At 66.6% G+C, this 23,863-nt stretch carries 20 protein-coding genes; 10 read left to right on the plus strand and 10 right to left on the minus strand.

Annotated features, from left to right (window positions below):
- The first annotated feature begins 6 nt into the window (after positions 1–6).
- From Q0Z66_RS00560 to Q0Z66_RS00580, 5 genes are all read left to right on the plus strand, one after another.
- The gene (locus Q0Z66_RS00560; protein ID WP_298036391.1) at positions 7–588 is read left to right on the plus strand and encodes a DUF3000 domain-containing protein; all 582 of its coding nucleotides are present in this window, start codon (positions 7–9) and stop codon (positions 586–588) included.
- Positions 581–1,774 (plus strand): HRDC domain-containing protein, encoded by a 1,194-nt coding sequence (locus Q0Z66_RS00565; protein WP_298036393.1) that lies wholly within the window; start codon positions 581–583, stop codon positions 1,772–1,774. The genes Q0Z66_RS00560 and Q0Z66_RS00565 overlap by 8 nt, the downstream gene beginning before the upstream one ends.
- A gap of 72 nt (positions 1,775–1,846) precedes the next feature.
- A complete protein-coding gene (locus Q0Z66_RS00570; RefSeq protein WP_298036396.1) occupies positions 1,847–3,052 on the plus strand; it encodes a thiolase family protein in 1,206 nt (401 codons plus the stop codon).
- Between the two features lie 11 nt (positions 3,053–3,063).
- A complete protein-coding gene (locus Q0Z66_RS00575; RefSeq protein WP_298036398.1) occupies positions 3,064–5,211 on the plus strand; it encodes a 3-hydroxyacyl-CoA dehydrogenase NAD-binding domain-containing protein in 2,148 nt (715 codons plus the stop codon).
- A gap of 97 nt (positions 5,212–5,308) precedes the next feature.
- On the plus strand, positions 5,309–5,824 hold the full coding sequence (locus Q0Z66_RS00580) for a hypothetical protein (RefSeq protein ID WP_298036401.1): 516 nt from the start codon (positions 5,309–5,311) through the stop codon (positions 5,822–5,824).
- A 5-nt stretch (positions 5,825–5,829) separates the two neighbouring features.
- Here the strand turns inward: Q0Z66_RS00580 and dxs are convergent, their stop codons facing one another.
- The 5 genes from dxs to dut all read right to left on the minus strand — a co-directional run bounded on the left by dxs (position 5,830) and on the right by dut (position 12,716).
- Entirely contained in the window at positions 5,830–7,770 is a 1,941-nt protein-coding gene (dxs, locus tag Q0Z66_RS00585) for a 1-deoxy-D-xylulose-5-phosphate synthase (RefSeq protein WP_298036404.1), read from the minus strand.
- Positions 7,771–7,915: 145 nt separating this feature from the next.
- Positions 7,916–10,747, minus strand: a complete 2,832-nt coding sequence (locus tag Q0Z66_RS00590; RefSeq protein WP_298036407.1) for an aconitate hydratase — start codon at positions 10,745–10,747, stop codon at positions 7,916–7,918.
- 150 nt (positions 10,748–10,897) lie between these two features.
- On the minus strand, positions 10,898–11,659 hold the full coding sequence (locus Q0Z66_RS00595; protein WP_298036409.1) for a DUF3159 domain-containing protein: 762 nt from the start codon (positions 11,657–11,659) through the stop codon (positions 10,898–10,900).
- Positions 11,656–12,246: a DUF3710 domain-containing protein gene (locus Q0Z66_RS00600; protein ID WP_298036411.1), complete on the minus strand. Its 591-nt coding sequence runs from the start codon at positions 12,244–12,246 to the stop codon at positions 11,656–11,658. The genes Q0Z66_RS00595 and Q0Z66_RS00600 overlap by 4 nt, the downstream gene beginning before the upstream one ends.
- The gene (dut, locus tag Q0Z66_RS00605) at positions 12,243–12,716 is read right to left on the minus strand and encodes a dUTP diphosphatase (RefSeq protein ID WP_298036413.1); all 474 of its coding nucleotides are present in this window, start codon (positions 12,714–12,716) and stop codon (positions 12,243–12,245) included. The genes Q0Z66_RS00600 and dut overlap by 4 nt, the downstream gene beginning before the upstream one ends.
- Before the next feature lie 12 nt (positions 12,717–12,728).
- Between dut and Q0Z66_RS00610 the strand changes: the two genes are divergently transcribed.
- Positions 12,729–13,205 (plus strand): DUF3093 domain-containing protein, encoded by a 477-nt coding sequence (locus Q0Z66_RS00610; RefSeq protein WP_298036415.1) that lies wholly within the window; start codon positions 12,729–12,731, stop codon positions 13,203–13,205.
- A 64-nt stretch (positions 13,206–13,269) separates the two neighbouring features.
- On the opposite strand, the gene Q0Z66_RS00615 is transcribed toward Q0Z66_RS00610, so the two are convergent.
- On the minus strand, positions 13,270–13,566 hold the full coding sequence (locus Q0Z66_RS00615) for a DUF4193 domain-containing protein (RefSeq protein WP_298036416.1): 297 nt from the start codon (positions 13,564–13,566) through the stop codon (positions 13,270–13,272).
- Between the two features lie 200 nt (positions 13,567–13,766).
- On the opposite strand from Q0Z66_RS00615, the gene sepH reads away from it, so the two are divergent.
- Positions 13,767–14,822, plus strand: coding sequence for a septation protein SepH (sepH, locus tag Q0Z66_RS00620; protein ID WP_298036419.1), 1,056 nt, complete (start codon positions 13,767–13,769; stop codon positions 14,820–14,822).
- Between the two features lie 11 nt (positions 14,823–14,833).
- Here sepH and Q0Z66_RS00625 read toward each other — a convergent pair whose 3' ends face one another.
- Positions 14,834–15,958 (minus strand): alkaline phosphatase family protein, encoded by a 1,125-nt coding sequence (locus Q0Z66_RS00625; protein WP_298036422.1) that lies wholly within the window; start codon positions 15,956–15,958, stop codon positions 14,834–14,836.
- Between the two features lie 42 nt (positions 15,959–16,000).
- On the opposite strand from Q0Z66_RS00625, the gene Q0Z66_RS00630 reads away from it, so the two are divergent.
- Positions 16,001–18,445, plus strand: a complete 2,445-nt coding sequence (locus tag Q0Z66_RS00630) for a DNA topoisomerase IV subunit A (protein ID WP_298036424.1) — start codon at positions 16,001–16,003, stop codon at positions 18,443–18,445.
- Positions 18,446–18,507: 62 nt separating this feature from the next.
- Here Q0Z66_RS00630 and Q0Z66_RS00635 read toward each other — a convergent pair whose 3' ends face one another.
- The gene (locus Q0Z66_RS00635; protein ID WP_298036713.1) at positions 18,508–20,592 is read right to left on the minus strand and encodes a DNA topoisomerase IV subunit B; all 2,085 of its coding nucleotides are present in this window, start codon (positions 20,590–20,592) and stop codon (positions 18,508–18,510) included.
- Positions 20,593–20,770: 178 nt separating this feature from the next.
- On the opposite strand from Q0Z66_RS00635, the gene Q0Z66_RS00640 reads away from it, so the two are divergent.
- Positions 20,771–20,989 (plus strand): hypothetical protein, encoded by a 219-nt coding sequence (locus Q0Z66_RS00640; protein WP_298036426.1) that lies wholly within the window; start codon positions 20,771–20,773, stop codon positions 20,987–20,989.
- Between the two features lie 10 nt (positions 20,990–20,999).
- Here Q0Z66_RS00640 and Q0Z66_RS00645 read toward each other — a convergent pair whose 3' ends face one another.
- Complete coding sequence (locus tag Q0Z66_RS00645) at positions 21,000–22,040, minus strand: alanine racemase (RefSeq protein ID WP_298036428.1); 1,041 nt, start codon at positions 22,038–22,040, stop codon at positions 21,000–21,002.
- Positions 22,040–22,741 carry an alanine racemase C-terminal domain-containing protein gene (locus Q0Z66_RS00650; RefSeq protein WP_298036431.1) on the minus strand — a complete coding sequence of 234 codons (702 nt, stop codon included), beginning with the start codon at positions 22,739–22,741 and terminating at the stop codon, positions 22,040–22,042. Before Q0Z66_RS00650 ends, Q0Z66_RS00645 begins: the two co-directional genes overlap by 1 nt.
- An 80-nt stretch (positions 22,742–22,821) precedes the next feature.
- Here Q0Z66_RS00650 and Q0Z66_RS00655 point away from each other — a divergent pair, with 80 nt between their 5' ends.
- Positions 22,822–23,838 carry a sugar-transfer associated ATP-grasp domain-containing protein gene (locus Q0Z66_RS00655; protein WP_298036434.1) on the plus strand — a complete coding sequence of 339 codons (1,017 nt, stop codon included), beginning with the start codon at positions 22,822–22,824 and terminating at the stop codon, positions 23,836–23,838.
- The last annotated feature ends 25 nt before the right edge of the window (positions 23,839–23,863 follow it).

The following is a 23,863-nucleotide window of genomic DNA, read 5'->3' on the forward strand; positions in this document are numbered from 1 at the left end:
GTCACCGTGAGCGGACTTCCCGACGCCGGATCGCTATTCGCCCGTGCCGCAGCAGAGCTGCGCGACACGGTATTCCGCGACGACATCGTCATACGCGAGATCCCCTCTCCCCAGGGACTCGCCCCCTACTCGATCGCGTTCGCCGCAGACGTCCTTCCGGACGACCATGGCGACTCGATCTACGGAACAGGGCGTTTCGTCCTCCTGCACGACCCGGAGACCCCCGAGGCCTGGGGCGGCGCGTGGCGCATCATCGCGTTCGCTCAGGCACCGCTCGAACCGGAGATCGGTACCGACCCGCTCCTCGCCGACGTCACCTGGTCGTGGCTGATCGATGCCCTCGCCTCCCACGGCGCTTCCTACCACTCGGCATCCGGAACCTCGACCAAGACGCTGTCGACGGGCTTCGGCTCGCTCGGCGACGAAGGCGATGGCGCCCAGATCGAACTACGATCGTCTTGGACGCCGGAAGAACCGTTCCGGCCGCACGTTGAAGCATGGACCGAACTCGTCGGCATGCTCGCCGGGCTCCCGCCCGGTTCAGAGAACATCGCCGTGTTCGGCGCACGAAAGGCTAGTCGTGACTGAGTACGCCGTCATCGACGACACGATCGCATTCGAAGAGGCGTGCGCAGCGCTCGCCGCGGGAACCGGCCCGGTGGCCGTCGACGTCGAGCGGGCTTCGGGATTCCGATACTCGCAGCGGGCCTACCTCGTCCAGGTCTTCCGCCGCGATGCCGGTGTCTTCCTGTTCGATCCCCCGGCGCTGGACGACTTCTCGCCGCTGCAGGCTGCGATCGGCTCCGTGGAATGGGTCTTCCACGCCGCGAGCCAGGACCTTCCCTCGCTGCGGGAGCTCGATCTCGTGCCGGAGACGATCTTCGACACCGAGCTCGCCTCGCGCCTGCTCGGACACGACAAGGTCGGCCTGGCCGCCGTCGTGGAGGACACCCTCGGCATCGTCCTCAAGAAAGAGCACTCGGCCGCCGACTGGTCCACGCGTCCGCTGCCCGACACTTGGCTCGAATATGCGGCTCTGGACGTGCTGCACCTCGTCGACGTGCGCGACGAGATAGCCCGTGAGCTCGAGGAGCAGGGCAAGACAGAGTTCGCCGCACAGGAGTTCGCCGCTACTCTCGCACAGCCTCCGCGTCCGCCGCGCGATGAGCCCTGGCGTCGACTGAGCGGTCTGCATCAGGTCAAGGGTTCGAAGAACCTGGCGATCGCCCGTGCTCTGTGGCAGGCGCGGGAGGAGTACGCGCAGCAGCAGGACACGTCCCCGGGACGCCTGGTCCCGGATCGCTCGCTCGTCGCCGCCGTGATGGCGAATCCCGACAGTAAGAGCCGGCTCGCCGCCGTCTCCGGCTTCACCGGGCGTGCCAGCCGCTCGCAGCTGGATCGCTGGTGGGAAGCGATCGTCCGCGGACGCGAGAGCACCGATTTGCCCCGTGCCCGTGTCTCCAGCGATGCTCTCCCCCCGGCACGCAGCTGGGCCGAGCGCAATCCTGAAGCCGACGCGCGTCTCAAGGCGGCGCGTCCTGTCGTCGAGGCCCTCGCCGAAGAGTTGAGCATGCCGACGGAGAATCTTCTGAAGCCCGAATCGCTGCGCCGCATCGCCTGGGCAGATGCGGGCACATCGGCCGAGACCGTTGGAGCGGCTCTCGCCGCGCAGGGCGCCCGCCCCTGGCAGATTGAGCAGACTGCACAGAAGATCGCAGATGCTTTTGTAGATGCTGCTCAATCGGCCGATCAGGCCCCCGCTTCGGATTCGTAGGTTCGATCCAAGCGATTCCGCTGGGTCCGGGGCTCCTCCTAGGCTGAAGCCATCCCTAACCTTGGAGGCAGAGTGGCCGAGATCTCGGACGTCTACTTCGTCGATGGAATGCGCACCCCGTTCGGGCGCGCCGGCGAAAAGGGCATGTACTGGAACACACGCGCAGACGATCTCGCGGTGAAAGCGACGATCGGGCTGATGGAGCGCAACAGCGCCGTCCCCGCCGATCGTATTGACGACGTCGCGATCGCCGCGACCAGTCAGACCGGAGACCAGGGGCTGACGCTCGGCCGTTCGGTCGCGATCCTCGCGGGTCTTCCGAACACGGTTCCCGGACTCGCCGTCGAGCGCATGTGCGCAGGCGCCATGACGAGCGTCACGACGATGGCCGCGTCCATCGGCATCGGCATGTACGATTTCGCCCTCGCCGGCGGTGTCGAGCACATGGGCCACCACCCCATCGGCGGCAACGCCGATCCGAACCCGCGCTTCGTCGCCGAGAAGATGGTCGACCCGGGCGCGCTGAACATGGGCGTGACCGCAGAGCGCATCTTCGATCGTTTCCCGCACCTCACGAAGGAGCGCTCCGACCGCTACGGCATGCTCAGCCAGCACAAGGTGCAGGCCGCGTACGACGCCGGCAAGATCCAGCCCGACCTCGTCTCCGTCGCCGTCAAGGGCGCCGACGGCGCATGGGGCCTCGCCACTGAGGACGAGGGGCGTCGCCCGCAGACGACCATGGAAGACCTCGCGGGCCTGAAGACGCCGTTCCGTCCGCATGGCCGGGTCACGGCCGGGACCTCCTCGCCGCTCACCGATGGTGCGACGATGTCGTTGCTGGCCGGTGGCGGCGCCGTCAAGGAGTTCGGCCTGGCACCGAAGATGAAGATGGTCTCGTTCGCATTCGCCGGCGTGCAGCCGGAGATCATGGGCATCGGACCGATCCCCTCGACCGAGAAGGCGCTGAAGAAGGCCGGACTCACGATCTCCGACATTGGGCTCTTCGAGCTCAACGAGGCCTTCGCGATCCAGGTCATCTCCTTGCTCGACCACTTCGGCATCGCCGATGACGACCCGCGCGTCAACGCCTGGGGCGGTGCGATCGCCCTCGGCCATCCGCTCGCCGCATCCGGCGTCCGTCTGATGATCCAGCTGGCCGCTCAGTTCGCCGAGCGCCCCGACGTCCGCTACGGACTGACGGCGATGTGCGTCGGACTGGGCCAGGGCGGCTCGGTCATCTGGGAGAACCCGTTCTACGACGGCAAGAAGCGCAAGTGAGGCATGAAGCAATGACCGATTACTCCACCATCGACTTCTCGCCCATCCTCGCCCTCGCGGGTGACGATGAGGTCATCACCCACTCGACGGTGCGCGACGTGCGCCTCGCGTCGGGCAAGACTCTCGCCCTGATCACCCTCGACAACGGCCGCGACCACACCCGACCGAACACGCTGGGCCCGGCGACCCTCACCGAGCTCGGAGAGACTCTCGACGGTCTCAAGAAGCGCGCTGCGGCCGGTGAGATCCAGGCGGTCGGCATCACCGGCAAGCAGTACATCCTGGCGGCCGGAGCCGACCTCTCCGACATCTCCAAGGTGACGTCGAAGGATCACGCGCGCCTCATCGCGCAGCTCGGGCACAAGGTCATCGGCTCGCTCGGCGATCTGGGCGTGCCCTCGTTCGCCTTCGTGAACGGGCTCGCGCTCGGCGGTGGCCTCGAGATCGCGTTGAACTCCGATTACCGCACGGTGGATGCCTCTGCTGCCGCGGTCGCGCTCCCGGAGGTCTTCCTCGGGCTCATCCCCGGTTGGGGCGGGGCTTACCTGATGCCGAACCTGATCGGCATCGAGAACGCCCTCGAGGTCGTCATCTCCAACCCGCTCAAGCAGAACCGCGTTCTCAAGCCCCAGCAGGCGTTCGAGCTGGGAATCTTCGATGCCATCTTCCCGGCATCGACGTACCTCGAGCGTTCGCTCGCCTGGGCCGACGGGGTCCTTTCGGGAAAGATCTCGGTCGAGCGCAAGAACGTCCCCGGCAAGATCGAGCGACTCACGAAGTGGCCGATCGCCATCAAGATGGCCCGCGGCATGCTCGAGTCGAAGATCGGAACGATGCCTCGTGCGCCGTACCTCGCCCTCGAGCTGCTCGACAAGGCGAAGAGCGGAACGAAGGCAGAGGGCTTCGCGCGCGAGGACGAGGCGCTGACCGAGCTCGTCGCGGGTGATCAGTTCGCGGCATCCATGTATGCGTTCGACCTCGTGCAGAAGCGTGCCAAGCGCCCTGTCGGCGCCCCCGACAAGGCGCTTGCGAAGAAGGTGACCAAGGTCGGCATCATCGGTGCGGGTCTCATGGCCAGCCAGTTCGCGCTGCTGTTCGTTCGCAGACTGCAGGTTCCGGTGCTCATCACCGATCTCGATCAGGCACGCGTCGATAAGGGCGTCGCTTACATCCATGAGGAGATCGGCAAGCTCGAGGCGAAGGGCCGGCTCGACGCCGACGCCGCCAACAAGCTGCGCGGACTCGTCACGGGCACGACCGACAAGTCGCTGTTCGCCGACTGCGACTTCGTCATCGAGGCCGTGTTCGAAGAGGTCGGCGTCAAGCAGCAGGTGTTCGGCGAGATCGAGAAGATCATCGCGGATGACGCGATCCTCGCGACGAACACCTCGTCGCTGTCGGTCGAGGAGATCGGCGCGAACCTCGCTCACCCCGAGCGCCTCGTCGGTTTCCACTTCTTCAACCCGGTTGCGGTCATGCCGCTGATCGAGGTGGTGAAGACGCCGGTGACGAGCGAGCAGACCCTCTCGACGGCATTCGTCGTCGCGAAGGGACTCGGGAAGAACGCGGTGCTCACAGCCGACGCCCCCGGCTTCGTCGTCAACCGTCTGCTGGCGAAGGTCATGGGCGAGGCCGCGCGTGCGGTCTACGAGGGCACGCCGATCGCCGAGGTCGAGAAGGCGTTCGGACCGCTCGGCCTGCCTATGGGCCCCTTCCAGCTCATCGACCTCGTCGGTTGGAAGGTCGCAGCCCACGTGCAGGACACGATGGTGCGCCACTTCCCCGAGCGCTTCTACGCGAACGAGAACTTCCACGCGCTGGCAGAGCTCGACGAGGTCGTCACGAAGGACAAGGGGGGCCGTGTGATTGGCTGGACGAAGGCCGCGGAGAAGGTCCTCAAGGGCAACGTCGGCTCATCGCCGGCTTCGGCCGAGACGATCCTCACCCGCGTGCAGGACGGCCTCGCGCAGGAGATCCGTCTCATGCTCGATGAGAAGGTCGTCCCCGAGGTCGAGGACATCGACCTCTGCCTGATCCTCGGCGCCGGCTGGCCGTTCATCGATGGTGGTGCCTCGCCGTACCTGGACCGCGAGGGCGCGAGTGAGCGCGTGTTCGGCGCGACGTTCCACAACCCGCCGATCCGCGGCATCGGCGGCTGATCGATCGCCGATCCTGATGTGGGGCAGGCCGTTGCTTGAGCAGCGGCCTGCCCCACGTCTTCTTCAGCAGTCGACGTGCCGGTGATAGGTTTTGGTGATGTCCCATGACACCACACCGCTGTCTTTCACACGTCGGGAATTCTGGTCCGGCGCGATAGCCGCATGGTGCGCTTTCATGATCATCCTCACGGTGACGCTGATGATCAGCGCGATCGCCACCGCTGGAATGCCGTGGGGCTCACTCGGGTCAACGCTTCTCCTGTACCTCCTGTACGGGATCCCGTTCGGGGGTATCGTCGCCGCCATCGTGACGCTCCTCTCCCTGCCGATCGTCTGGCCGCTGAGTCGTCTGCTGCGACGGTCCGAAAGCGTCACGGTGCATATCGTCGCCTATCTGCTCCTCGGCGGGCTTCTGGGCTTCGCCGTGTGTGCGCTGAACGCGCTCTCCAACGGTTCCGGAGACGTCGTGACGGTGTTCCAGAGTCCGGTGACGTGGCTCGTGATGCTGGCCTGCGCCGTCTCGGTTGCGGCTGGCTGGGCCTGGGCGGCGCGGACGACCCTCAGGCTTCTGCACCGGCGTCGTGCTGAAGCAACCGCACCCGTCTCAGGCTGAGCGAATCAGCCGCGGTCGGAGATGGGCAGGCTCAGCCGGCCGATGCCATCCGTGCTGCGTGCAACGGGGATGCGTGTTCCCAGCACCTGCGCGACGATGTCCTGCGCGATTTTCGAGGCGGTCAGGCCCGCATCGACGAGGATCTCATCGCGGGTCGCGTGATCGATGAACTCGTCGGGGAGCCCCAACTCGTCCACAGCCGTATCGACTCCGGATTCGCGGAGAACCTGACGGATCCGTGTCCCGATGCCTCCGACGCGGATACCGTCCTCCAGGGTGATAACGAGACGATGGGCGCGCGCGAGGTCAACGACGGAGCTCTGCACGGGAACGACCCAACGAGGATCGATCACCGTAGCGCCGATCCCCTGGGCGCGAAGTCTGCCGGCGACGTCGATCGCGAGCGGGGCGAACGCGCCGATCGCCACGATCAGCACATCTTCGTTCTCTCCGCGGGAGAGCAGATCGACGCCGTCGTCGAAGCGTTCGATAGCCGGAAGCTCCTCGGCGACGGGACCCTTCGGGAACCGGATGACGGTGGGAGCATCATCGATCGCCACGGCCTCGTCGAGAGCCTCGACGAGGCGCGTCCCGTCTCGCGGAGCTGCAATGCGGATGTGCGGGACGATCTGGAGCATCGCAAGATCCCACATGCCGTGATGGCTGGCACCGTCCGGGCCGGTCACACCCGCGCGGTCGAGCACGAAGGTCACACCGGCGCGGTGCAGGGCGACATCCATCAGCACCTGGTCGAAGGCCCGGCCCATGAATGTGGCGTAGAGGGCCACGACCGGATGCAGGCCTCCATAGGCCAGACCGGCCGCCGAGGCCACCGCATGCTGCTCCGCGATGCCGACATCGTAGACGCGGTCGGGGAATCGCTCGGCGAAGGGTGCGAGACCGGTCGGACGCAGCATGGCGGCCGTCATCGCGATGATCTTCTCATCGCGCTCACCGGCCGCCACGAGGGCATCCGAGAAGACATCCGTCCACCCGCGCGCGCTGCTTCCCAGTGATGCCCCCGTCGCCGGATCGATCTGGTTCACCGCATGGAACTGGTCGGCGTCATTGTCGCGGGCGGGCTGGTAGCCCCTCCCCTTCTCGGTGATGGCATGGACGATGACGGGAGCCCCATATGACTTCGCCAGCTGAAGAGCCTCCGTCAGCGCCTCGATGTCATGCCCATCGATGGGACCGAGGTACTTGATGTCGAGATTCGAGTAGAGCGCCTCGTTGTTGACGAACCGGGAGAGGAACCCACGGGTGCCGCCGCGAACGCCGCGGAATACCGCGCGCCCGACAGGACCGAAAGCGTGGAAGATGCGATCTGAGCGGCGATGCCAGTGGCGATAGGCCCCGGCTGTGCGCACCCGGTTGAGGTATCGCGACATTCCGCCGATCGTCGGCGCGTAAGAACGCCCGTTATCGTTCACGACGATCACGAGATTGCGCTCGTTGTCATCGGTGATGTTGTTGAGTGCCTCCCAGGTCATGCCTCCGGTGAGGGATCCGTCGCCGACCACAGCCACGACATGACGGTCGTCGCGTCCCGTCGCGGAGAAAGCCCGGGAGATTCCATCTGCCCAGCTCAAAGAACTGGAGGCGTGCGATGACTCGACGACATCATGAGCGCTCTCCGAGCGCTGCGGATAGCCGGCAAGTCCCCCGCGCAGACGCAGCGCTGAGAAGTCCTGCCGACCGGTGAGGAGCTTGTGCACATAGGACTGATGCCCGGTATCGAAGATGATGGGGTCATCCGGAGACTCGAAGACACGGTGCAGAGCGATCGTGAGCTCGACGACGCCGAGGTTCGGGCCGAGGTGGCCGCCCGTGCGCGAGACGTTCTCGATGAGGGATGCGCGGATCTCCTCTGACAGCGTGACGAGCTCGTCCGAGCTCAGGCGGTCGAGATCACGCGGGCCGGTGATGCCGGGAAGAATGGGCATCGAAACCTCCTGTACGTCTTCGTCTCGATGGATCGACGCCGACAGAACGATCCTACCGCCGTCCGCCCGGGAAGCCTGGCGGTGAAAAGCCGGAAGGGCCCGGATGCCGAAGCATCCGAGCCCATCTCGTGCGTGGTTATCGCTCTCAGACCAGCGAACGCAGCACGTACTGCAGGATTCCGCCGTTACGGTAGTAGTCGGCCTCACCGGGGGTGTCGATGCGGACGACCGCGTCGAATTCGACCGTCTGCTTGCCCTCGGCGGAGAACTCGCTCGGCGTAGCGGTGACGCGGACCGTCTTCGGCGTCGTGCCGTTGTTCAGCTCTTCCAGGCCCGTGATCGAGATGATCTCGGTGCCGTCCAGACCCAGCGAATCCCAGCTCTCACCGGCGGGGAACTGCAACGGGACGACGCCCATGCCGATGAGGTTGGAGCGGTGGATGCGCTCGAAGCTCTCGGTGATGACCGCCTTGACGCCCAGCAGGCTCGTGCCCTTGGCCGCCCAGTCGCGGGAGGAACCGGACCCGTATTCCTTGCCGCCGAACACGACGAGCGGGGTGCCCTGCTCGGCGTAGTTCTGGCAGGCGTCGAAGATATACGACTGCGGGCCACCGGCCTGGGTGAAGTCCCGGGTGAAGCCGCCCTCGACCTCGACGCCGTCGTTGACCGCCCGCACGAGCTGGTTCTTCAGGCGGATGTTCGCGAACGTGCCGCGGATCATCACCTCGTGGTTGCCGCGACGCGAGCCGAAGGAGTTGAAGTCCTTCTGGCGCACACCGTGCTCCTCCAGGTACTTCGCCGCCGGCGTGCCGATCTTGATGTTTCCGGCCGGGCTGATGTGGTCGGTGGTGACCGAGTCGCCCAGAGTCGCCATGACGCGCGCGCCCGTGATGTCCTTCACCGGGGTGAGGTCCATCGTCATGCCGTCGAAGTACGGCGCCTTGCGCACGTAGGTCGAATCCGCGTCCCACTCGAAGACCGGTCCGGTCGGGGTGGGCAGGCTCGTCCAGCGCTCGTCGCCGTCGAAGACGGTGGCGTACTGCTTGATGAACTGTTCACGCGAGATCGACGAGTCGATGATCGTCTGGATCTCGTCAGGTGCCGGCCAGATGTCCTTGAGGAAGACGTCGTTGCCGTCGGCATCCTGACCGAGCGCATCGGTCTCGAAGTCGAAGTGCATGGAACCGGCGAGAGCGTAGGCGACGACCAGCGGCGGCGAAGCCAGGTAGTTCATCTTCACGTCGGGGCTGATGCGACCCTCGAAGTTGCGGTTTCCCGAGAGGACCGCGGTGACGGCGAGGTCGTTTTCGTTGATCGCTGCCGAAACCTCTTCGATCAGCGGGCCCGAGTTGCCGATGCAGATGGTGCAGCCGTAGCCGACGGTGTAGAAGCCGAGGCCCTCGAGGTCCTTGTCGAGTCCGGACTTCTCATAGTAGTCGGTGACGACCTTCGAGCCCGGGCCCAGCGTGGTCTTGACCCACGGCTTCTGCTTCAGGCCCTTCTCCCGCGCCTTGCGGGCGAGAAGACCGGCAGCGATCATGACCGACGGGTTCGACGTGTTGGTGCACGAGGTGATCGCGGCGAGCGTGACCGCACCGTTGTCGAGGATGTACTTCTCACCCTCGGGGGTCGTCACCGGAACGGGCTTCGAGGAACCGTTGACACCGCTGGAGATGTGCACGGGACGGGTGTCCTCGTCTTCCTCGCCGGGCACGGCGCCCGGGTCGGAGGCCGGGAAGGAGTGCTTCGACTCGAGGTCGACCATCGAGTCGGAGACGGACGGCGTCGCGTAGTTGACGATGTCCTGCTCGAACTGGGTCTTCGCCTCGGAGAGGAGGATGCGGTCCTGCGGGCGCTTCGGACCGGCGATCGAGGGCACGACGGTGCCGAGATCGAGCTCCATGTACTCGCTGAAGACGGGCTCGTTGTCGGCGTCGTGCCAGAGGCCCTGCTGCTTGGCGTACGCCTCGACGAGGGCGATGGCCTGCTCATCGCGACCGGTCAGGCGCAGGTAGTCGGTGGTGACGGAATCGATCGGGAACATCGCGGCCGTCGAGCCGAACTCCGGGCTCATGTTTCCGATGGTGGCGCGGTTGGCCAGCGGCACGGATGCGACGCCCGCGCCGTAGAACTCGACGAACTTGCCGACGACGCCGTGCTGGCGGAGCATGTCGGTGATCGTGAGGACGACGTCGGTCGCCGTGACGCCCGCGGGGATCTCACCGGTCAGCTTGAAGCCGACGACGCGCGGGATGAGCATGGAGACGGGCTGGCCGAGCATGGCAGCCTCTGCCTCGATGCCGCCGACGCCCCAGCCGAGCACGCCCAGGCCGTTGACCATCGTCGTGTGCGAGTCGGTGCCGACACAGGTGTCGGGGTACGCCTGCAGCACGCCGGAGTTCGTGCGGTCGTAGATGACCTTCGCCAGGTGCTCGATGTTGACCTGGTGGACGATTCCGGTTCCCGGGGGGACGACCTTGAAGTCCTGGAAAGCGGTCTGACCCCAGCGCAGGAACTGGTAGCGCTCGCCGTTGCGCTCGTACTCGATCTCGACGTTGCGCTCGAGGGCGTTGTCCGAGCCGAAGAGATCGGCGATGACCGAGTGGTCGATGACCATCTCTGCCGGAGAGAGCGGGTTGATCTTGTTGGCGTCGCCGCCGAGGGCGGTGACGGCCTCGCGCATGGTGGCGAGGTCGACGATGCAGGGAACACCGGTGAAGTCCTGCATGACCACGCGGGCCGGCGAGAACTGGATCTCGGTGTTGGGCTCGGCCGTGGCATCCCACGATCCGAGGGCCTCGATCTGCGCCTTCGTGACGTTCGCGCCGTCCTCGGTGCGAAGAAGGTTCTCGAGGAGCACCTTCAGGCTGAACGGGAGCTTGTCGAAGCCCGGGACCGTGTCAATCCGGAAGATCTCATAGTCGGTACTGCCGACTGTCAGGGTGCTCTTGGCACCGAAGCTGTTCACCGTGGACACGAATCCGTCTCCTTCTAGTCTGTGGGAGCGACAGGCGAATCCATCTTGCTCGCCTGGGGAGCTGGCTGCCAGCAAGGCACACCTAACAGTGTCCTCCGAGTGGGCACCCAGCGGAAGTCGAAAATTTATCTTGACGTCAAGATAAATCTATCACGCGTTATCCGCGGTGTCCGCGGTGTCCGCGTCCGACGCGCGGGGGTACAGGGCCCGGACGACGAGCCAGGTCACGGCGATCATCGGCGCGAAGAGCGGAAGCCCCATGACGAGCTTCGCCGTGCCGAGCATGGCCGTGATCGACGGATCATCCACCGAACGGAAGTACAGCGGCACCTGGACGGCCAGTCGGGCGATGAAGAGTCCGGCCCAGGAGATCGCCAACCAGAAGAACGCTCGACGCTTGCGGCGGTGCTGCCGCCAGGCCGTCCCCTCCCCCATGAGGAATCCGACGGCGAGGCCGATCAGCGACCAGCCGACGAATGCCGAGACGAGCAGCGCCGCGCCGTACAGGGTGTTCGTGAGGAAGCCGGGTACAAAATTATCGGCGCCCTTGCCGGTGAGCAGAGCCAGCGCCGCGGCGACGGCCGCGGCGAGCAGCCCGCCGATCGCCGCCGAGGGAGGAGACTTCTGCACGAGCCGAACGATCGTGAAGACAGCCGCGAGGCCGACGGAGACGCCGAGCGACAGCAGTAGCGGCTCGGGCCGAAGCGTGAAGACGATGACGAAGGCCAGCGTCGGCAGAACCGATTCGAGGATGCCGCGCCAGCCGCCCATCGCAGACCAGACGACCTTCTGCGTGGAGGCGCTGTCGGACGGGTCGAGCCCGGCGCGACGCGCCGCGGCGCCGAGCGCGGCGCCGATTGTTTCCGAGGCGCTCGGCTCGGAAGCCTCGCTCTGAGGGCGCTCCTCGGTCACGCGGTTCCCGGAGTCGCGGGCATCTTCAGCGGAATGAGGTCGCGCGGGGGCATCGGAGTCCCGCCTCGGACGACGACGATCGAGCGGAAGAGGTCTTCGACCTTCTCCGCGGCCGCAGGATCCGACGCCGCAGCGCCGTTGATCACACCGCGGAGGAACCAGCGCGGGCCGTCCACGCCGATGAAACGCGCCAGACGGAGCTGGGAGCCTTCGGATGCCGGTCCGGGGACCTCGGCGAGCAGCTCCTGCCCGAGCGCGCCTTCGCGTTCCTGGACGCGCCCGCCCTGCTGGCGGACCTGGTCGATGAGCTGCATGCGCGTCTCGTGCCACAGTCCCAGCGTTCGCGGAGCAGCAAAGGGCTGCACCTGGAGCGACGAGCCCTCGTAGTCCAGCCCGACCGCCACGATGCGCTTGGACTGCTCTTCCACTTCGAGGCGGAGATTGAGGCCCTCGCGCGGGAGGATCTTGATGCCGCCGAGGTCGATGTACGGGCGAACCGGATTCGCCTCGGATTCGTCGAAGGGGCCGTCCGTGGCGCGATTCGCGGGTGCGGACTTCGATGTCGGCTGGGTGATCTCTTCAGTCATTTCCTGTTTCCTGCCTGCCCGGGCTCAGTCGCCGGGTTCTGGTAGCCGGTGGACCCGAATCCGTCCGCACCGCGCGCGCTGTCCGGAAGTGCGTCGACCGGAATGAAGTTCGCGCGGGTCACGGGCATGATGATCAGCTGTGCGATGCGATCCCCGACGGCCACATCGTACGCGGTGGAGCTGTCTGTGTTCAGCAGGCTCACCTTGATCTCACCGCGATAGCCTGCATCGACGGTGCCCGGAGAGTTGACGATCGTGATGCCGTGCTTCGCAGCGAGGCCGCTGCGGGGAACGACGAATGCCGCATAGCCGTCCGGGAGCGCGATGCGAACGCCCGTCGGCACGAGCGCACGTTCTCCGGGCTCGAGGCGCACGGCCTCGGCCGCGACGAGGTCCGCGCCCGCATCGCCCGGATGGGCGTAGTGCGGCACAACGGATGCAATGATGGGGAGATCGACGGAATCACTCACCCCCTGAGGCTAATGCAGAACCCCATTGCTGACACGCGCGCTCGATACCGCGAGCGACTTTCTCCGAGCCTGTGGCTCCTGGTCACCGCGGCACTCGCGGGCCCGATGATCACGCTGACCTTCACCCCTCTGGGGTCATTCCCTGCGCTGTTGATCGGAATAGGCGCCGCTGTCCTGATCGTGGCACTGCTGATCATCACCTCGGCGCGTATCCGCGTGGAGGGGACCGTCCTTCACGCCGGCCGTGCCCACATCGATGCCCGATGGTTGGGCGAGGTGACCGAGTTCACCGGAGACGCGGCGCGACAGGCGCGCGGTCCGGGCCTGCCCGCGCGGGGGTGGAATCTCATCCGCGGAGGCATCGATGGTCTCGTGCGTGTGGAGAACACCGACCCGGATGACCCCGTGACCAGTTGGTCGATCTCGACCCGCACGCCCGATCGGCTCGCGGCTGCGATCCGCGACGCCCGCGCAGCGGCCGATCGCTGATCCGAGAACGACAACGCGCCCCGAGCCGAGACGGCTGGGGCGCGCATAGGTGAAGCGTCTGCGATCAGGCAGCGCACTCCTTGCAGATGAGACCCTCTGCGCCCTCGTGGTCGAGCTGCGAGCGGTGCTTAACCAGGAAGCAGCTCATGCAGGTGAACTCGTCCTGCTGTGCGGGCAGCACGACGACGTCGAGTTCGAGGTCGGAAAGGTCTGCACCGGGAAGATCGAAGCTCGTCGGGTTGTCCGAGTCCTCGTCTCCGGTCGCGCCAGACAGTTTGTCGGGCACACGCTCCTTGAGGGCTTCGATCGACTCGGAGGAGTCGTCTTCGCTCTTGCGCGGGGCGTCGTAGTCGGTTGCCATTCGGTGAATCTCCACTTTCCTGGTGCTAGTGGTCGGGTGTGCCGTCGGGTAAGCGGCGGGCATAGTTTGCACGAAGTCGGAGCGATAAGCAAATGCCGCGCGTGCGTCATCATCCAAACCCGCGGCACGCCCAGAGTATTCCCGCCGGTTGACACCAGTCCGTGACACGATTGACCAACACCCATCAGAGGGGCATTCGCATGGAAAACGTCACAATAGTCGGCACCGAAGACGACCTGCTGATCCTCGCCACCGGCAGCGGTGAGCGCTTCGCGCTCGCCATCGACGACGTCCTGCAGCGCGAGATCCGTCGCGCTCGTCGTCGCAACGATCAGGACGCACCCCGCGTCACGGCGAGTCCTCGCGAGATTCAGGCGCACATCCGATCCGGGCTCTCCGCCGCCGAGACCGCTGAACTCCTCGGCATCGGCGTCGAAGACGTCACCCGCTTCGAAGGCCCGGTCCTCGCAGAGCGTGAGCACATCATCGGACAGGCTCTGGCGGTTCCGGTGCTCATCGGAAGTGAAGTCGAGCCGGATGCCCAGCCGACCTTCGGCGTCGCCATCCGCGCCAAACTCGCCGATCTGAGCGCTCATGACGAGCGCTGGGCCAGTTGGAAGGATGAGTCCGGCTGGATCGTCAAGGTCGAGTTCGTGGCGAACGACGTCACCCATGACGCCCGATGGAGCTTCGACCCCCGGCGCAGCGCGCTTTCGCCGATCAACGGCGACGCCACGCAGCTCTCACGACAGGGTTCGCTGCCCGACGGATTGATCCCGCGCCTGCGCGCGGTAGACAGCGAACGAACCGAGTCGCCCTACAAGGATGTCAGTCGCTTCGACTCCGGCGCATTCGGCCCGCGCCTGCTCCCCCAGCCCACGGCGGAAGCCGCGTTCGACGAACCGTTCCTCCCGGAGCGCTCCGACCCCGCCGTGCAGTACGCCGCGATCAAACGAGCTCCCGATCGATCGACGACCAGCGCCGAGACCGCCGACCTCCTCGAAGCCCTGCGTCGGCGTCGAGGACAGCGCGAGAACGCGCCTCTCATCGACGAGGATCCGGCGCCCCCCGCCGAGGATGTCCCGTCGGTGAGCCCCATCTCGTTGTTCGAGGCTCCGGCCGAGGAGAAGAGCGAGCCCGAGAAGGAGGCGCCCGCTCGCCCGGAGACGCAGAACGAGGGCGCCGGCCGCAAGCGCCGCCGCAACGCCATGCCCTCGTGGGACGAAATCGTCTTCGGCGCCCGCACGGACGACTGAGCCGCGACGCGTCAGCGGGCGAAAGCGCCGCGGCGCAGGAACGGGACATGGTACTCCTCGGGAGTGAGCGCCCCGTGCTGTCCGATCATCCCTTGCGACCGCTGTTCTCCGTCCCGACCGTCGTAGAACGCCCGGTTTCCCCGCGCGATCACGAGAACATCTCCGATGCGCTCCGCTGCGGCGGGCGTGACGCGCGGCCCGAACAGTCCGCCGTCGATGGCTTCGGAACGGGTGACGACATCGGCGTGGCCCGCGCTGAGAACGCGCCAGCGCTCCGCGAGCGCCGAGGCCTCGGCGTCCGGCTCGCGGTACACGTGCAGCATCCGCGGCTCTCCCCCGATGTGACGAACGCCGTCGAAGCGCGCATCGCCGGGCTCGAGGACGATCTGGCGATGACGCGGAACATCGATCATGCCGTGATCGGCGGTGATCACGACGCCGACGTCACGGGGAACGCGCAACGCGAGCGCCCCGTCGATCTCCTCGAGAGCGGCGATCCACTCCGCGGAATCGATGCCATGGCGGTGACCGGCCTTATCGATCTCCGGGAGGTAGCAGTAGACGACGGAGCCGGGGTTGTCGGCCGCCAGCGCGTAAGCGACGGCCACGCGATCCGCCGGCGTGCGTTCGGCGACGAAGGTCGCGCCGCGCAGCGTTGCCCGGGTGAAGCCGCTGTGCGCATAGGCGGCGAGCCCGACGGCGAACGCCGGCCGCTGCATGGCGACGAAGCGCTCGAAGACCGTGGGGCGAGGCTGCCAGAGCACGGGGTCGAGGCCGCCCTCCTCCCAGCCGGAGAGCTGATTGACGATCCGGTCGCGTCCGGAATCGAGGACCTCGTATCCGACGAGCCCGTGCTCCCCCGGCTCAGCGCCCGTGACGAGGCTCGTGAGAGCCGCCGCGGTGGTCGTGGGGAAGACCGAGTGGGCGATGTCCTTCTTCGCCATCCCGGCTGTCAGATGGCGCGCATGCCCCGCGTGCGCCCGCAGCGGGATCGCTCCGAGCCCATCGATGAGGACCATGACCACCGACTGCGCGGGGCCGAGGGATCCACCACCGTCGACGGCGGCGAGCAGCTCGTCCGCCACCCCGCTGAGAATCCGGGCCGCAGGGGGTCTCGACACTAGAATGGGAGGCATCCGAGCCAGTCTTTCACAGGCCCCACAGCATCCAGGAAACACATGCCCCGCACCTCTGCCAGCGAGCCCGTCGAAGAGCGCATCCAAGACATCGATCTGTCGAACGAGATGCAGGGTTCGTTCCTCGAGTACGCGTACTCGGTCATCTACTCACGAGCCCTGCCCGATGCGCGTGACGGGCTCAAGCCCGTGCAGCGCCGCATCCTGTACCAGATGGCGGAGATGGGGCTCAGACCCGAGAAGGGCCATGTCAAGAGCGCGCGCGTCGTCGGCGAAGTCATGGGAAAGCTGCATCCTCACGGCGACTCGGCCATCTACGACGCCCTGGTGCGCCTGTCTCAGGATTTCGCGCTGCGCATGCCGCTCGTCGACGGCCACGGCAACTTCGGCTCCCTCGATGACGGCCCCGCTGCCTCCCGCTACACCGAGGCCCGCCTGGCGCCATCGGCCCTCGCGCTGACCGAGAACCTCGACGAGGACGTCGTCGACTTCGTCCCCAACTACGACGGCCAGTTCCAGCAGCCCGCAGTTCTTCCGGCGGCCTTCCCCAACCTGCTCGTGAACGGGGCCAGCGGCATCGCGGTCGGCATGGCTACGAACATGGCACCGCACAACCTCATCGAGGTCATCGCGGCGGCGATCCACCTCCTCGAGAACCCGGATGCGACGCTCGATGAGCTCATGGACTTCGTCCCCGGCCCGGACTTCCCGACCGGTGGAATCATCATGGGACTCGACGGCATCCGCGACGCCTACGAGAACGGTCGCGGCGCGTTCAAGGTGCGCGGCAAGGTGTCCGTCGAGCAGATCGGCCCGCGCCGCACCGGAATCGTCGTCACCGAGCTGCCCTACATGGTGGGTCCCGAGCGTCTGATCGAGAAGATCCGCGATGCCGTGCAGGCGAAGAAGCTGCAGGGGATCAGTGACGTCAACGATCTGACGGATCGTCAGAACGGCCTGCGCGTGCAGATCGGCGTCAAGACCGGTTTCGACCCGAATGCCGTCCTCGAACAGCTGTACCGCCTCACTCCGCTGGAGGACTCCTTCAGCATCAACAACGTCGCGCTCGTCGAGGGGCAGCCGCGCACGTTGGGCCTGAAGGAAATGCTCAGCGTCTACGTCGGCCACCGCCTCGAGGTCATCACGCGGCGCAGCCGCTACCGACTGGCGCGGCGCGAAGAGCGTCTGCACCTGGTCGAGGGGCTGCTCATCGCGATCCTCGACATCGACGAGGTCATCCAGGTCATCCGCTCCTCCGAGGATTCGGAGCAGGCCCGAGCCAAGCTCCGCCAGGTCTTCGAGCTGTCCGACGTGCAGGCGGAATACATCCTCGAGCTGCGCCTGCGCCGGCTCACCAAGTTCTCACGGATCGAGCTCGAGACCGAGCGCGATGCGTTGCAGGCCGAGATCGATCAGCTGCGCGAGCTGCTGGGATCGCCGGCGCTTCTGCGCGCGCAGGTCGCGAAGGAGTTGGATGCTGCCGCCGAGCAGTACGGCACGCCACGGCGCACGCTGCTGCTGAATGCGAAGCCGGCAACGCCCAAGCGTGCGAAGCCGGGAGATGTCGACCTCCAGATCGCGGACGCGCCGACGCTGCTCGTACTCTCCACGACCGGTCGGGCCGTGCGCGTGGAGACGGCCGAGGGGCAGGAGCTGAACCGACCCGCGCGCCGCAGCAAGCATGATGCGATCCTCTCGACGGTCGGCGCCACGGTCCGCGGCGATGTCGGTGCCGTCACGAGCACGGGGCGGCTCCTGCGCTTCTCCCCCGTTGATCTGCCGTCCGTGCCCGCCAGCTCGGTGCAGCTCGCAGCCGGGACATCGTTGCGCGAGTATCTGGGGATCACCACCCGGTCCGAGAAGATCCTCGCCCTCGTGGATCTCGCCTCCGAGGTTCCGATCGCACTGGGCACCCAGCAGGGCATCGTCAAGCGCATCGTCCCGGCGACGCTCCCCGTCCGCCCTGAGACGGAGATCATCGCTCTCAAGACCGGCGATTCCCTCGTGGGCGCGGCTCCCGCGCCGGATGTCACCGATATCGTTTTCGTCACCTCCGACGCCCAACTCCTGCACTACTCCTCCGCGATGGTGCGTCCGCAGGGCGCCCCGGCAGGAGGCATGGCGGGAGTCAAGCTCTCTGCCGGCGCCACGGTCTTGTCCTTCACCGTCGTCGACCCGGCCCAGGAGACGGTCGTCGTGACGGTCTCCGGCACGGAGGGCGCGATCGCGGGCACTGATCCGGGGCGCGCCAAGACATCCGCGTACTCCGATTTCCCTGCCAAGGGGCGAGCGACGGGTGGTGTGCGCGCGCACGCCTTCCTGAAGGGCGAGGACCGGCTGATCGCGGCATGGGTCGGTCCGTCCCCCGCCTATGCGGTCGGCCCGGACGGAGCCGTCCGGAAGCTTCCCGATGCTCTCGTCAAACGAGATGCGTCAGGGGTCCCCGTCGACAGCGTCATCGGATCCATCGGACGGCCTATCGTCTGACCCGCACGAACAGCGATGGCCCGCACCGGGAACGGTGCGGGCCATCGTCGTCTGCGCCGTGGTCAGGCGTCGATCGCCTCACGCGAGAGCTGATCGGAAGACTCCACGATGAATTCTCGTCGCGGAGCGACTTCGTTGCCCATCAGCAGCTCGAATACGCGGCCGGCTTCCTCAGCATCCTCCATGCGCACGCGGCGCAGAAGACGACCGGAGCGGTCCATGGTGGTCGAAGCCAGCTGATCGGCGTCCATCTCGCCCAGGCCCTTGTACCGCTGGATCGGCTCATGCCAGCGCTTATTCGATTTGCGAAGCTTCGCCAGCAGGGCATGCAGCTCCTGCTCGGAATAGGTGTAGATCGTCTCGTTCGGCTTCGAGCCCGGATTCATCACGATCACCCGGTGCAGCGGCGGTACAGCGGCGTAGACGCGACCCGCTTCGATCAGAGGGCGCATGTAGCGGAAGAAGAGCGTGAGCAAAAGCGTACGGATGTGCGCGCCGTCGACGTCGGCATCGCTCATCAGGATGATCTTCCCGTAACGGGCCGCGGAGATGTCGAAGGTTCGGCCGGAACCGGCGCCGATCGTCTGGATGATCGCCGCGCACTCAGCATTGGAGAGCATGTCTCCGATCGAGGCGCGCTGCACGTTGAGGATTTTGCCTCGGATCGGCAGCAGCGCCTGGATCTCGCTGTCGCGCGCGCGCCGCGCTGTTCCCAGCGCCGAGTCTCCCTCGACGATGAACAGCTCGCTGCGCTCGACGTCGTGCGCACGGCAATCCACGAGCTTGACCGGAAGCGACGACGACTCGAGCGCGTTCTTGCGGCGCTGGGTCTCCTTGTGGGCCCGCGCCGAGACTCGCGCCTTCATCTCGGAGACGACCTTCTCCATGAGCTGCGCGGCCTGATTCTTATCGTCGCGCTTGGTCGAAGAGAATCGTGCGCCGAGCTCCTTGCGCAGCACCTGGGCGACGATCTGGCGCACAGCCGGCGTGCCGAGCACTTCCTTGGTCTGTCCTTCGAACTGCGGCTCGGGGACTTCGACGGTGAGGACAGCCGTCAGCCCGGCGAGGACATCGTCCTTCTCGATCTTGTCGTTCGCGCCGACTTTGAGTCGGCGCGCGTTCTGATCGATCTGCGAGCGGAGGACCTTCAGCAGCTCCTGCTCGAACCCCTGCTGGTGCGTTCCGCCCTTGGGTGTGGCGATGATGTTGACGAAGGAGCGGATGGTGGTTTCGTACCCGGTCCCCCAGCGCAGAGCGAGATCGACGGCGCAGCGCCGCTCGACCTCGGTCGATGCCATCGTGCCGTCCGCCTGGAGCACGGGAACCGTCTCGCGAAAGGTGCCCTCCCCCTGGATCCGCCACGTGTCGGTGATCGGAGCGTCCGAGGCGAGGAACTCGACGAACTCCGAGATGCCGCCCTCGTAGTGATACGAGGTCTCCACCGGTTCCTCACCGCGCTCATCGCGGATGACGATCTCCAGCCCCGGGACGAGGAACGCCGTCTGCCGTGCGCGCGTCTCGAGCTCGTTCAGCTGGAAGGACGCATCCTTCGTGAAGATCTGGCGGTCGGCCCAGTAGCGCACGCGGGTACCGGTGACGCCGCGCTTCGCCTTGCCGACCACGGACAGCGCGCTGCTCTTCTCGAAGGGCGAGAACGGGGCATCCGGACGCTTCTCGCCCGAGTCCTGGAAAGTGCCGGGCTCGCCCCGGTGGAAGGACATGGCATAGGTCTTGCCACCGCGGTCGACCTCGACGTCGAGACGTTCCGAGAGCGCGTTGACGACGGATGCGCCGACGCCGTGCAGGCCACCGGAAGCGGCATAGGAGCCACCGCCGAACTTGCCGCCGGCGTGCAGCTTCGTAAAGACCACCTCGACGCCCGTCAGACCCGTGCGCGGCTCGACATCGACGGGGATGCCGCGACCGCGGTCGTGCACCTCGACGCTGCCGTCGGCATGCAGGATGATGATGATCTTCGATCCATTGCCGGCGACCGCCTCGTCGACGGAGTTGTCGATGATCTCCCAGAGGCAGTGCATGAGGCCCGGCGACCCGTTCGAGCCGATGTACATGCCGGGACGCTTGCGGACTGCTTCGAGTCCTTCAAGGACCTGCAGATGATGGGCGGAATACTCGGCGGTCACAATCCTCGATTCTATTCGTCGGCGAACGTCGAACGGCTCAGACACTCCCCGAGAGCGCGCCGCAGAGCGAACCGGGGTAAGCCGTGAGCGAAACACACCGCTTTCCGGGCATGACTCACCCGGGATCATGGTTGTATTGAGCACATTACGACCGGACGCCGATACCCGAGGAGGCACCGAGATGAACGCCACGACCGAACGTGAGACCTCCGCAGTCGAGTACCGTCTGACCGCGGTGGATCGCTGCGATTCCTGCGGCGCCCAGGCCTACATCGCCGCCGAGGTGAATGGCTCGGAGCTTCTGTTCTGCGCCCACCACGGCCGCAAGTACGAAGAGAAGCTGCGCAGCGTGGCCACGAGTTGGCACGATGAGACGGCCCGTCTCGTCGACGCCGTCTGACCGCACCGGATCAGTCTTCGATCACCCGTCTCACCCGTGAGGTGAGGCGGGTGATCATTTCTTCGCCGACGGTATCGATGCTCTCGGCGAGAGCCGTGGCTGTGTCCTCGCCGTTCTCGCCGGAGCCGAAGATCCAGACCTCGTCCCCGATCTCCGCTCCCGGCCAGGCCTCCACCTGCGATGTCATGGGCCCGAGTGCGCTCATGGCACGAGGACCTGCGGGCGTACCGACCTTGCTGCCGGCGAGAGATGAGGGGACGCCGTCGAAGGAACCCAGATCGATGACGACGTGGTCGGCGCGGATCTCCAGGACGGAGGCGCTCAGCCGGGCGGCCGGGCGGATACCGTCGAGGTCCGGGCCGTCGGCGGAGCGGATGCCGTAGCAGAAGGCGCCGATCCGGCTGAGCGTGCCGCGCAGCTCCGGCCGCCACCAGGAGGCGGCCGATGCCGTGAGGTGCCGGTGCTCGAGAGCCGGCCCGCTGGACTCGATCGCATCGATGGAGTCCAGGAAGATCTGCTGTGAAGCGTCGTCCTCGTCATCGCTCGCCTCGGAGAGGTGGCTCCAGACTCCGCTGATGCGGATCGCGCCGCTGCGCTCGGCGGCTCTGGCGGCGGAGACGAACTCGCCCCAGTCCTCGCGGCGGACCCCGTTGCGGTTCAAACCGGTGTCGATCTTGAGGTGCACCCGGGCGACCGATCCCGTGCGGCGCGAGGCTTCGACGATGAGCGCCAGATAGTCGACGGTGCCGACACCGAGGTCGAGTGAGGCCTCGAGCGCGTGCTCGACCTCGTCTGGGGTGGAGGTCGCCCAGGAGAAGATGCGGGCGGGCGCATCGCTCGACAGCTCGCGGATCCGCAGGCCTGCAGCGATGTCGTAGGAGCCGAACCAGCTGACCCCGGCGGTGAGAGCCGCGGGGACCGCCCAGCTCAGCCCGTGCCCATAAGCATCGTCCTTCATCACGAGGAGTAGCTGTGATGGGGCGATCCGCGCACGGACCGCCTCGATGTTCGCGGCGAAGGTCCGCGTCGACAGGTGCAGGGCCGGGCCCATCAGTCCTCCTCCTCGTGGATCGCGTGGCTGGCGGCGACCGTCATCAGCTCTGCCGCAGTGAGACCGGTGACGTCGGCCCACTCCGCTAGAGCGCTTCGGGCAGGGCCCGATCCTCCGAAGAAGGTCGCCGGCTGCCCGACCTCGGCCCGACTCTCTCCGAGATCGACGACGCACACGTCCATTGCGACACGGCCGATGATGGGGCGCATGACGCCGCCGATCTCGACGGCGGCTCGGTTCCCCAGCGCGCGGACGATGCCCTGGGCGTAGCCGCCTGTGACGAGTGCGATGCGGTGGGGGGAGACCGCGCGGTAGGTGTACCCGTAGGAGACGCCGTCGCCGGCGCGCAGCTGCTTGGTCGACATGACGCGGCCGAGAAGACGCAGCGGAGGCAGAGGGACGGATGCTCCCTGCCCGGGGATCCCGTAGAGGAGGTGGGAGTCGATGTCGACCGTCCCGACATCCGTCGCCGGGAGTGCATGCTGCGCGAGCTGAGCGATCTCGGCGGGCCCGTCGACGAGGACGCGCTCGGCGCCCGCATCGATCACCGCGCGTGCTACCGGCAGGAGTCCGTGGCCGTGCGCGTCGCGGCGAAGATCGGCGATTCGACCTCCCCCGGCGAGGGCCGTCGAAGCCGAGGCCCGCAGCGCCGACCGTGACAGCACCGCCCGAGGAGCGGCGCTGGATGGGATCTGGTGCACGTTCTCCACACTATCGCCGCTCCCGGCTCCGCGAGGCCGCCGCCCCGTAGACTGGAGGTGTCCCCAACCTCCGGAGCACAATGTCACGTCTTTCTCTCGTCCCGCGCGTCAAGTACCTTCTCGCCCGTGCTCGCCGCATCGATGTCGCCTCGGTCGTCGAGCGCGCGAAAGAAGCCTCTGAGCAGCACGGCAAGGCCGTTCCGGCCGTCGTCGTCGACATGCTCTGGTCCGCCGCACGGCGCAACGTGGGCTTCCAGGACTACATCGACTACGACTTCGCCATGCTCACCCGCGAAGAGCGGTCGACATTCATGACGCACCCGGTCTCCAACGAGCTTTCGCAGAAGTACGACCACCCCGATTACCGAGGGATCTTCCAGGACAAGATCGAATTCGACAAGCGCTTCTCGACGTTCCTCAACCGCGAATGGATGATCGTCGATGAGGGCAACGCCGATGAGGTCCGCGCCTTCACCGAGCGACAGGGAACGATCGTCACGAAGGAGCCTATCGGCGTCGCCGGTCTCGGCGTCCACCGTTATCACGCCGCCGATGTCACCGACTGGGACGAGTTCCACGCCGGTCTCCTCTCCCGCGGAGAGTTCCTCATCGAAGAGGTCATCCGCCAGCATGAGGATCTTGCGGCGGTCTGCCCGGGCACGGTCAACACCACCCGCATCACCGCATTCTTCGATGGAGAGAAGGCCCATATCCTCGCCATGGCTCAGAAGTTCGGGCGCGGTGAGGTGAGCGACCAGATGAGTTTCGGCGGCTTCTACACGATGCTCGACGAGAACGGGCGCGCGAAGAGCGCCGGCTACGACTCGCACGGCCATGTCTACGAGAAGCACCCCGACACCGATTTCCCGATCGCCGAGTTCCAGCTGCCGCACATGGAAAAGGTTCGCGCCTTCATCGACGACATCGCCCGCGTAGTGCCCCAGGTTCAGTACGTGGGATGGGACATCGTCGTCTCCCCCGACGGGCCGGTTCTCGTCGAGGGCAACTGGGGCTGCGGCGTCTACGAGAACAAGCCGAGCGTCAGCGGCATCCGCACCGGGCACAAGCCCCGTTATCAGGAGGTCATCGGCTTCTGAGCCGATCACGCCGCCTCTTGCGAGG

The organism is uncultured Microbacterium sp. (assembly GCF_947632095.1).
Lineage (GTDB): Bacteria > Actinomycetota > Actinomycetes > Actinomycetales > Microbacteriaceae > Microbacterium.